The organism is Streptomyces sp. NPDC088252 (genome assembly GCF_044740965.1).
In the GTDB taxonomy this organism is placed as follows: domain Bacteria; phylum Actinomycetota; class Actinomycetes; order Streptomycetales; family Streptomycetaceae; genus Streptomyces.
The window spans coordinates 19045-28769 of record NZ_JBIURS010000049.1 but is presented as its reverse complement, the minus strand read 5'-3'; the positions used below and the strand labels follow the sequence as shown (position 1 = coordinate 28769).

The window sequence follows — 9725 nt, the reverse complement described above, 5'->3', positions numbered from 1 at the left end:
TCCGCTACCGCTACCCCTATCCGCTACCTCGATCACGCCCCTGACCAGGGCGGTAGCGGAGGTAGCGGAGGTAGCGGACCTGACAGGAAGGGGCCCCGGGCCCCTCTTTCGCCCTGCCCAGGAGGCAGTGACCCAATGAGCGCTCCCCTGTCGAACATCCCCGAGGCATTGACGGTCCCCGAAGTCATGCACGCCCTGCGGCTCAGCCGGAGCAAGGTCTACGACCTCTTCCGGTCCAAGCAGCTCGAAAGCTTCACTGCGGGACGCGCCCGCCGTGTCCCCGTCGATGCCCTGAACAGCTACATGCGTCACCAAGTTGAGGAGGCCGCCTGATGGCCAAGCGTCGCGCCAACGGCGAAGGAACGATCACAAAGCGCAAGGACGGCAGGTATCACGCGGCTGCGTACGTCTACCGCCCGGACGGAACACGGACGCGGAAGTTCGTCTACGGCAAGACCCGAGAGGAGGTGGGCGGGAAGCTCACTGAGTTGCAGGAGAAGACACGGCAGGGCATCCCGGCCGCCTCTTCCACGATGGCGTTCGGGGACTACCTCACCTATTGGCTGGCCGCAGTCGCGCCGGAACGGCTTAAGCCCGCGACGCTGAACAGCTATGAAGGGCTGTCACGCCTCTACATTCGCCCGGCGCTCGGCAAGAAGAGGCTCAACCGGCTGTCGCCGGCGGATGTCCGGCGGTTCCTGACCGAGTTCAAAGTCTCTTGCCTCTGCTGCCTCCGGGGGGCCGACAAGGAAAGGCCCGAGGGCAAGCGCAACTGCTGCGCGGTCGGCCGCTGCTGCAAGCGTCGACCGTCGGCCCGCACAGTCCAGTACATCCACGCGGTTCTCCGATCCGCGCTACAGCAGGCGATGCGCGAAGAACTGATCGCCCGGAACGTCGCGCGAATCGTGGAGACCCCTTCGGTCGACCCCAAGGAAGTGCGCCCGCTGGACACTGGGGAAGTGCACCTGCTGCTCAGGACCGCCAAGGCTCACCGCCTGCACGCGCTGTGGCTGCTGCTCATTTCCACCGGGCTGCGACGCGGCGAGGCACTCGAACTCACCTGGTCGGACATCGACCTTTCCGGCGGTCAGCTCCGCGTCCGGCGGAACGTACAGCGCATCCGACGTGAGCTGATCTTTGGCACCCCGAAGACCGCGAGGTCTGTGCGCACAGTGGCGCTGCCCCAGGGTTGCGTACGGGCGCTCACAGAGCACCGCGAGCGGCAGGAGCTGGAGCGCAAGGTGGCCGGCAAGAAGTGGCAGCCGGTGCCCGAGCACCCGACTGGCCTGATCTTCACGACGGTGACGGGCCGCGTCACGGACCCGCGCAGCCTGAACCGGATGCTCACGATCCTGTGCCGGGACGCCAAAGTGCGGCGGGTGCGCGTGCACGACCTGCGGCACACCTGCGCTTCGCTACTGCTGGCCCAAGGGGTCGACGCGCGCACGATCATGGAGACGCTCGGCCACAGCACCATCACGATGACGCTGGATACCTACGCGCACGTGATGGGCACGACGCTGCGCGCGGCTGCGGATCGGATGGACGACGCATTGGGCGACGATTCCATCGACGAGATCTTGTAGTCGGATGCTTTGATCACGTCGTCGGCCCGGCCGACGTAGGTGTTGATGTCACCCGTTGATGTCAAAGGCCCCCTGGACGATATCCAGGGGGCCTTTGAGCTGTGTGCACTCGGCAGGATTCGAACCTGCAACCTTCTGATCCGTAGTCAGATGCTCTATCCGTTAAGCTACGAGTGCTTGTGCGTTCCGGGCTTTTCTGCCTGGTCGGCGTTGCGGGAACAACATTACATGACCTGCGCCGTAGTGCGAAATCCTTTAGCCACACCACCTCTGACCTGCGAAAACGATGTGTCAGAGCCCATCGCGGGCGATGGCCGGACCGAGCGCCCGAACGGGCCGCACGTCATCCCGGGGCCACATCCGGACCGATCGGGTCCGGATACGGCCGAAGCCCCGTGCCGGTGGCACGGGGCTTCGGTGGAAAAGCGGAGGCGGAGGGATTTGAACCCTCGATGGGCTTTAAGACCCAAACCGCATTAGCAGTGCGGCGCCATAGACCGGACTAGGCGACGCCTCCAGCACACCCCGCGCGAGCGCGAGTGGTGCGTGCAGATGATGACACAGTTGAGTGTCGTGCCACCAATCGCGACCTACGGTACTAGGCAGTCGGGCGCGAGGGCAAAGCACCCGCGGTTGCGCAACGCCGTGGCGTGCGGAGCGTTAGTGATGACGGAGGCGCCGTCCTCCGCCGTTCCTTCGTTCCACCGGCTGTCCCGCCCCTCCCGTCGAAGTGCACGATCACAGGAGCCCGCATGCTGCGCCGCCTCGCCCTCACCGCCGTCGTGTCCCTTGCCGCGCTGTCCGCCGCCGCGCCGGCCGCGACCGCGGCCGCCACCCCTCTTCCGCTGCCTCTTCCGCTGCCGCTGCTGCACGGGGACGACGGCCGCACCCGGCTGACGGTGACGGTCTCGAACACGGGGGACCCCGCGTCCGAGGGGGTCTTCGAGCTGCAGTGCGGGCCCGCGGGCGGCAGCCACCCGGCGGCGCGGCAGGCCTGCGACCGGCTGGACGAGCTGGCGGCCGAGGGCGCGGACCCGTTCGCCCCGGTCCCCGGGGACGCGATGTGCACCCTGCAGTCCGGTGGGCCCGCGACCGCCCGGATCACCGGGAGCTGGCAGGGGAGGGACATCGACACGGTCTTCGACCGGACCGACGGCTGTGCGATCGGTCGCTGGAACGGTCTGCGGCCGGTGCTCCCCAACGTCCGATGAGCGGGGGCCGCATCCCCTCCCCGGTGATCCCGAACGGCACGTGACGAGCTGGAGTCGTACACCGTATGCACAGAACCTTGGTGAGAGCTCCCCCGCATCCGCCGTCCCACGTCCCTTCCCTGCCTTTAGACTCCTTCCGTGACAGCCCGCGGCCCGAGGGGCAAGATGGGGCCCGCTGTCGGCAAGGTGCGGTAACCAGGGAGGAAGCGTCGTCGTGAGCAGCAGGCCATCCCGAGGCACTGCTCGCCTCGCAGCCATACTCGATGCACTCCCCGACGGGCTGCTGCTCGTCAACTGCAACGGCACGGTCGTCAACGCCAACACCATCGCCCTGGAGATGTTCGAGACGCCGGGCACGGCGCTCGTCGGACGCGGGCTCCTCGACCTGCTCCCGGAGTTCGACTCCAAGCTGATCCCCGGGTCGATGCGCAGGCCCGATTCCGCCGACGACCGCGGCCGTACGAAGCCGACGCGGATGACCGCGCGGCGGACCGACGGCAACGAGTACCCGGTCGAGGTCACGAGCGCCAGCCTGGAGGACGGTCAGGCCGCGTACAACGACTTCCAGAGCGGCTACGGCGGCAGCTACACGGGGGACGAGCTGCTGATGCTCGTCGTGCGGGACCTGTCGGGCACCGTCGACACGGAGGCCGAACTGGCCCGTTCGCAGCGGCAGACCGAGATGATCCTGCGGGCCGCGGCCGAGGGCGTCGTCGGTACGGACACGGACGGCCGGGTCGTCCTGGTCAACCCCGCCGCCGCGCAGATCCTCGGCTTCCGCGCCAGCGACCTGGGCGGCCAGGAGCTGCATCCGCTGATCCTGCACTCGCGGGCGGAGGGCGAGCCGTTCCCGTACGAGGAGTCGCCGCTCGCCGACACCCTCCGGTCCGGCCGCAAGCACCGGGTGCGCGGTCAGGTCCTGTGGTCCAAGAGCGGTGCGCAGGTACCCGTCGACCTGACCACCGCGCCGGTCCGGGACGGGGACCAGCTGGTCGGCGCGGTCATGACGTTCACCGACCGCAGGCCCTACGAGGAGCTTCGCGAGCAGCACGGGGCCGAGGTCGCCGGGCTGACCGCGAGCCACGCCGACGAGATCGCCGGGCTGACGGAACGGCACGGCACGGAGCTGGCCGACCGGGCCGAGCGGTACTCGGCCGAACTGGAGGAGCAGGCCGAACGGCTGGCGGCGCTGACGGCCCGGCACACCCAGCTCACCGCCGTGCTCGGCGAGTCGCTGCGCGGGCCGCTGGAGGAGCTGCGCGGCGAACTCTCCACGCTCGCCGCCGACCCGGCCGGCCAGCTGTGGCCGGAGGCCAACCAGATCCTGCACCACCTGGCCGCGGGCTACGCCCGGATGACCACGCTCGTCGACAATGTGCTCGGCTACCAGCGCCTGGACGCCGGTGCGGAGGAGCTGGTCAAGACGAACGTGCTGCTCGACTCGGTCGTGACGGCCGGAATCGACGCGGCCGTCGAGCTGATCGGGCCCGGACGTGCCCAGTTCGCGGTGCACGCGCCACCGATCGAGGCCGAGGTGGACGCGCCCCGGTTGGTGACCGCGCTCGCCCATCTGGTCGCGGATGTCGCCGGCGTCGACTCGACCGGCAAGGCCCGCCTGGTACCGGGCGGTGGCTACGTCGACTCGACGGTCGTCGTCGCGGCGGCGCAGCGCGGTGAGGTCGTACGGATCGAGGTGCGTGGTCCGTTCGCCGGGGGAGACCCGGTGCACGAGCCGATCGTGCGCGGGATCGTCCGGGCGCACGGCGGTGTGCTCCAGACGCACGAGGTGCCGGGGATGAGCGGCAGCGCGTACGTCCTCGAAGTGCCGTTGGGTGCGGGTTCGGGCACGGTGGTGCCACCCGTGCCCGAGCCGGAGCCCGCACCCGAGCCGGAACCGATGGCCGGTCAGGGCGCGCCCGGCGGGGGCCGGCGACGCGCGCGGCGGGCGTCCACGGACGCGTTCCTGGAGAGCCCCGTGGGTGGTTCCGGAGCGGCGGCCGGGACCTCCGGGGAAGGCGACACCGGGGCGGCCGAGCCGACGGGGCGGCGACGGGCGCGTCGTGAACCCTCGGCACAGGATTCGCAGGAGACACCGGGGGCGCAGAGCCCGAACGACATCATTCCCGCCCAGCAGAGCGAGGGGTCGGGGCGCAGGCGGGGGCGGCCGAGTCCGGCCGAGACCGGTGACCGGCACGCCCTTCCGGCTCAGCTGTCCCAGTCGCCCGAACAGGGGCAGGGGCAGCGGTCGGGGCAGGGCGCCGTCGAGCAGCAGGGGCCGGGACAGGCGTTGGCGCTCCCTTCGGCCTCGGTGCCGTCCGAGGGTGCGGTGGTGACCGCGGCGGAGGGCGCGCAGGGAGGTGGTGGCCGTCCGCAGCGCGGGCAGGCCGTACCGCCCCAGGGTGTGCCGGCCGAGGCGCCGTCGCCGGTGCCGGCGGGTGGGCACCGGGCGCGTCAGGGCGGCGAGAACCAGCTGGCCCTGCCGACTTCCGGTTCCTCGTCCGCTCCCGTTTCCCCGTCCGCTCCCGTTTCCCCGTCCGCTTCGACACCCGCTCCCGAGGGCCTCGCGCCGGCCGGTGACGGCCCGGCTCCGGTGCCGCAGTCGGGCGGAAGGCGGGCGCGGCGGGCGCTGGCGGCCACGCAGGAGCGGTCCGCCCAGGCCGAGCAGGCCGGGCCCCGTACCGCGTTCGCCCTCCCGCCCGCGGAGGCCGACCGGACCCCGTCGACGGCCGCCGACGCGGACGCCTCGCTGCCCGGACGCCACGACGCCGCGGGCATCGCGCCGGACGACGACCACACACCGCCCCAGGCGCACCCCGTACCGACCGGGCGGCGCCGGGCGCGTCATGCCGACGGGTCCCAGCAGCCCGGACAGGCCGTCGGGCCGCCCGTGGAGCAGCAGGCCGTACCGCGCGCACAGCAGCCGCAGCAGCCCGTACAGGCCGACGAACGGCCCGGCGGGCACCCCGGTGAGCAGGGCGCCGATCTGCCCGGCGGCCGGGACGGCGACGGACCGGACCGGGCCGCGGCCGGCCGGACCACCCACACCACCGGCACCACCGCCGTCACGGGCACCTCCGACTCCGCCGGAGACACCGGCGCAGCGGAGAGCCGCCCGCGGAACGACGAGCCCGGACCGGACGCGCGCAGGCAGCCGCTGCCCGCCGAGGTGCCGATGCCCGAGGGTTCGTCGGACTCGACGCAGGGTCGCGCGTTCAGCGTCCAGACGCTCGGGCAGGGTGTGCCGTTCGCGCAGCACGTCGCCCACCAGCAGAACCAGACGCTCGGCGGCGGCGCCGGGCGGCGCCGCAAGCTCGCCGCCCCGCCGGAGAGCGAGCGCGCCCCGCAGGCGGCACTGCCGCAGCCCGCGCCGTCCCAGCCCGTCCCGCCCGCGTCGGGCCCCGCGCCGGGCGCACCGGCCGGCTCCGCCCCGGCGCCGGGGCAGCTGCTCTCCGCTCCGGAGGCCGAAGGGCGCTCGTACGCCATAGGGGCACCCGACGAGGGCGCCGAGGGGCCGGAGCCGCTGGACGGTCCGGGCGGCGCGGTCGAGGTCGCCAACCGTCCCTCGCCGCAGCCGGTCGACGACGAGCTGCCCCCGGAGCCGCTGGACAACCCGCGGCGACTGCTCGTCTGGCCCGCTCCCGACGTCTCCACCCAGCAGGCGCTGAGCGACCGGGGCTACCGGCCGGTGATCGTGCACTCGCGCGAGGAGGTCGACGCGCAGATAGCGGCGTTCCCCGCGGCGCTCTTCGTCGACCCGCTCACCGGTCCCATCACCCGCAAGGCGCTGCAGTCGCTGCGTCAGGCGGCGGTGGCGGCCGAGGTCCCGGTGCTGGTGACGGCCGGTCTGGGGCAGGCGTCGCGGGAGGCCGCGTACGGTGCCGACCCGGCCGTGCTCCTCAAGGCGCTCGCCCCGCGCGACAGCGAACAGCATCCGCCCCGGGTGCTGTTGATCGAGGAGCACGAGGAGATCGCGCTGGCGCTGACGGAGACTCTGGAACGCCGCGGCATGCAGGTGGCCAGGGCGGGCACCGACAACGAGGCGGTGACGCTCGCCACCCGGATGCGGCCCAATCTGGTGGTGATGGACCTGATGCAGGTGCGCCGCCGCCGGGCCGGGATCGTCGACTGGCTGCGCGCCAACGGGCAGTTGAACCGGACGCCGCTGGTCGTCTACACCTCCGCCGACATGACCGGGGCGGAGCTGCCGAAGCTCAGCTCGGGCGAGTCCGTCCTCTTCCTGGCCGAGCGCTCCACGAGCGACGAGGTGCAGTCGCGCATCGTCGATCTGCTCGCGAAGATCGGCACGAACTGACCGGCGGACGGCCGGAAGTACGACGAGGGCGGTACGGGGAAGTCCCGTACCGCCCTCGTCGCGTCCCGGCCGGGGTGGGTCAGAGCCGGGTGACGTCCAGCTCGCCCTCCGCGTACTGCTTGCGGATCACCTTCTTGTCGAACTTGCCGACGCTCGTCTTCGGCACCGCCGGAATGATCGTCCAGCGCTCCGGCAGCTGCCACTTCGCGATGCCCGACTCGGCGAGGAAGCCCTTCAGCGCCTCGTAGTCCGCGGCGGCGCCGTCCTTGAGCACGACGGTGGCGAGCGGGCGCTCGCCCCACTTCTCGTCCGGGACGGCGACGACCGCCGCCTCGGCCACGTCCGGGTGCGCCATGAGGGCGTTCTCCAGCTCGACGCTGGAGATCCATTCGCCGCCGGACTTGATCACGTCCTTGGCCCGGTCGGTGAGGGTGAGGAAGCCGTCCTCGCTGATCACACCCACGTCGCCGGTCTTCAGCCAGCCGTCCTCGCTGAACTTGTCCTCGGGGCGCAGGGCCTCGCCGTCCGCTCCCCCGTAGTAGGCCCCGGCGATCCAGGGACCGCGTACCTCCAGCTCACCGGCCGACTCGTTGTCCCACGGCAGATGCTCGCCGCCGGGGCCGACCAGGCGCGCCTCGACACCGGCCGGGAAGCGGCCCTGGGTGACGCGGTAGGGCCACTCCCGCTCCTCGGTGAGCCCGGCGGGCGGGTTGGCCATGGTGCCGAGCGGAGAGGTCTCCGTCATGCCCCAGGCGTGGCAGAGGCGGACACCGAGCTTGTCGTACGCCTCCATGAGGGAGGGCGGACAGGCGGCGCCGCCGATCGTGACGCGGGCCATGGACGTGAGGTCGCGCGGGTTGGCGGTGACCTCGGCGAGCAGCCCCTGCCAGATGGTGGGGACGGCGGCGGCGTGCGTCGGCCTCTCGCGCTCGATCATGTCGGCGAGCGGGGCGGGCTGCAGGAACCGGTCGGGCATGAGCATGTTGACGCCGGACATGAACGTCGCGTGCGGCAGCCCCCAGGCGTTCACATGGAACTGGGGGACGACCACCAGCGTGGTGTCCTTGTCGGTCAGGCCCATCGACTCGGACATGTTGACCTGCATGGAGTGCAGGTAGACGGAGCGGTGGGAGTAGACGACGCCCTTGGGGTCACCGGTGGTGCCGGAGGTGTAGCACATGGCGGCGGCCCGGCGTTCGTCCAGCTCGGGCCAGTCGTAGCTGGTCGGGCGGCCGGCGAGCAGCTCCTCGTACTCGTGCACCCGCGCCGCCGCGCCGTCCAGGACGGAGCGGTCGCCCGGCCCGGTGACGATCACGTGCTCGATCGACGTCAGATGGGGAAGGACGGGCGCGAGCAGCGGCAGCAGGGAGCCGTTGACGATGACGGCCTTGTCGTCGGCGTGCTGGACGATCCAGATCAGCTGCTCGGCGGGGAGCCTGAGGTTGAGCGTGTGGAGCACCGCGCCCATCGAGGGGATCGCGAGATACGCCTCGACGTGCTCGGCGTTGTTCCACATGAGGGTGCTTATGCGCTGGTCGCCGTCGACACCGAGTTCGTCGCGCAGCGCGTGCGCGAGCTGCGCTGCGCGCCGGCCGATCTCGGCGAAGCTGCGCCGCTGCGGCTCGGGCTCGCCTGTCCAGGTCGTGACCTGCGACTTCCCGTGGATGGTCATCCCGTGTTCGAGGATGCGGGTGACAGTCAGCGGTACGTCCTGCATGGTGCTCAGCACGGCGTCCTCCCGGTGGGCGCTACGCGGCAGTAGGGGTTCCGCTGATTCTGCGCACATACCGGGTGGTATGTCACTAGGTCTCGGGGTACGAATCGGTGTCGTTCGCCGGGGCCGGTCCCGCGCGGGCGCCCCGCCGTCGGCCCGGGATCACCGCACCGGAGCCAGCTCCGGATCCTCCCTGAGCTTGCCGAGCGCCCGCGACACCGCGCTCTTCACGGTGCCGACGGACACCCCGAGCACCTCGGCCGTCTGGGCCTCGCTGAGATCCTCGTAGTACCGCAGGACCACCATCGCCCGCTGCCGGTCCGGGAGCTTCAGCACGGCCCGCCACATCGCGTCGTGCAACGTCTGGTGCTCGGCCGGGTCGGGTGCCGGCGCGGCCTCCTGCTCGGGCAGCTCGTCGCAGGCGAACTCGTCGACCTTGCGCTTGCGCCACTGCGAGGTCCGGGTGTTCAGCAGCGCCCGGCGGACATAGCCGTCGAGCGCGCGGTGGTCCTCGATCCGTTCCCAGGCGACGTACGTCTTGGTGAGCGCGGTCTGCAGCAGGTCCTCGGCATCGCTGGGGTTCGCGGTGAGCGAGCGGGCGGCACGCAGCAGCACGGGCCCCCGTGCCCGTACGTACGAGGAGAACGACGGATACCGGGCGTGCTGGGCCAGCGAGGCGTACGGGCTGTGTGCGGCGTACGAGCCGTGCTGGACGTGTCCGATGGCGGCAGCTCCCCCGGAGGTGCCCGTGCAGACTGGCGTGGTCATGGCTTCCACGCTAGAAGCGGGTGCCGCCCCGTGGATCGGCCCCAGGTCCCGAAACGGCGTCCGCCTCAGGGTGTAGGGGTGGGGCCTGCTCCACCTCCTGTAGGTGGAGTCCTCGTCGTCAGGGCTCAGGGTCG

The 9725-nt window shown here is 71.6% G+C and carries 6 protein-coding genes and 2 tRNA genes; 4 read left to right on the top strand and 4 right to left on the bottom strand.

The window, feature by feature from the left end; all coding sequences use genetic code 11:
* The first annotated feature begins 135 nt into the window (after positions 1 to 135).
* A complete protein-coding gene (locus tag ACIOHC_RS42790; protein WP_383054147.1) occupies positions 136 to 333 on the top strand; it encodes a helix-turn-helix domain-containing protein in 198 nt (65 codons plus the stop codon).
* Entirely contained in the window at positions 333 to 1586 is a 1254-nt protein-coding gene (locus ACIOHC_RS42785; RefSeq protein ID WP_401846828.1) for a tyrosine-type recombinase/integrase, read from the top strand. The genes ACIOHC_RS42790 and ACIOHC_RS42785 overlap by 1 nt, the downstream gene beginning before the upstream one ends.
* 104 nt (positions 1587 to 1690) lie before the next feature.
* Here the strand turns inward: ACIOHC_RS42785 and ACIOHC_RS42780 are convergent.
* A tRNA-Arg gene (locus ACIOHC_RS42780) sits at positions 1691 to 1763 on the bottom strand.
* A 249-nt stretch (positions 1764 to 2012) separates the two neighbouring features.
* A tRNA-Ser gene (locus ACIOHC_RS42775) sits at positions 2013 to 2103 on the bottom strand.
* Between the two features lie 235 nt (positions 2104 to 2338).
* Between ACIOHC_RS42775 and ACIOHC_RS42770 the strand changes: the two genes are divergently transcribed.
* The gene (locus ACIOHC_RS42770; RefSeq protein ID WP_351076174.1) at positions 2339 to 2797 is read left to right on the top strand and encodes an SSI family serine proteinase inhibitor; all 459 of its coding nucleotides are present in this window, start codon (positions 2339 to 2341) and stop codon (positions 2795 to 2797) included.
* A gap of 214 nt (positions 2798 to 3011) precedes the next feature.
* Positions 3012 to 7109: a PAS domain-containing protein gene (locus ACIOHC_RS42765; protein WP_401846826.1), complete on the top strand. Its 4098-nt coding sequence runs from the start codon at positions 3012 to 3014 to the stop codon at positions 7107 to 7109.
* 79 nt (positions 7110 to 7188) lie between these two features.
* Here ACIOHC_RS42765 and ACIOHC_RS42760 read toward each other — a convergent pair whose 3' ends face one another.
* Complete coding sequence (locus ACIOHC_RS42760) at positions 7189 to 8838, bottom strand: long-chain fatty acid--CoA ligase (RefSeq protein ID WP_351076180.1); 1650 nt, start codon at positions 8836 to 8838, stop codon at positions 7189 to 7191.
* Positions 8839 to 8985: 147 nt separating this feature from the next.
* Positions 8986 to 9591 (bottom strand): SigE family RNA polymerase sigma factor, encoded by a 606-nt coding sequence (locus ACIOHC_RS42755; protein ID WP_351076182.1) that lies wholly within the window; start codon positions 9589 to 9591, stop codon positions 8986 to 8988.
* Between the last annotated feature and the right edge of the window lie 134 nt (positions 9592 to 9725).

What these genes read in the sequence shown, in the direction of transcription:
- ACIOHC_RS42790 (WP_383054147.1), top strand. Translation starts at nt 136, where the DNA reads ATGAGCGCTCCCCTGTCGAACATCCCCGAGGCATTGACGGTCCCCGAA.
- ACIOHC_RS42755 (WP_351076182.1), bottom strand. Translation starts at nt 9,591, where the DNA reads ATGACCACGCCAGTCTGCACGGGCACCTCCGGGGGAGCTGCCGCCATC.
- ACIOHC_RS42785 (WP_401846828.1), top strand. Translation starts at nt 333, where the DNA reads ATGGCCAAGCGTCGCGCCAACGGCGAAGGAACGATCACAAAGCGCAAG.
- ACIOHC_RS42770 (WP_351076174.1), top strand. Translation starts at nt 2,339, where the DNA reads ATGCTGCGCCGCCTCGCCCTCACCGCCGTCGTGTCCCTTGCCGCGCTG.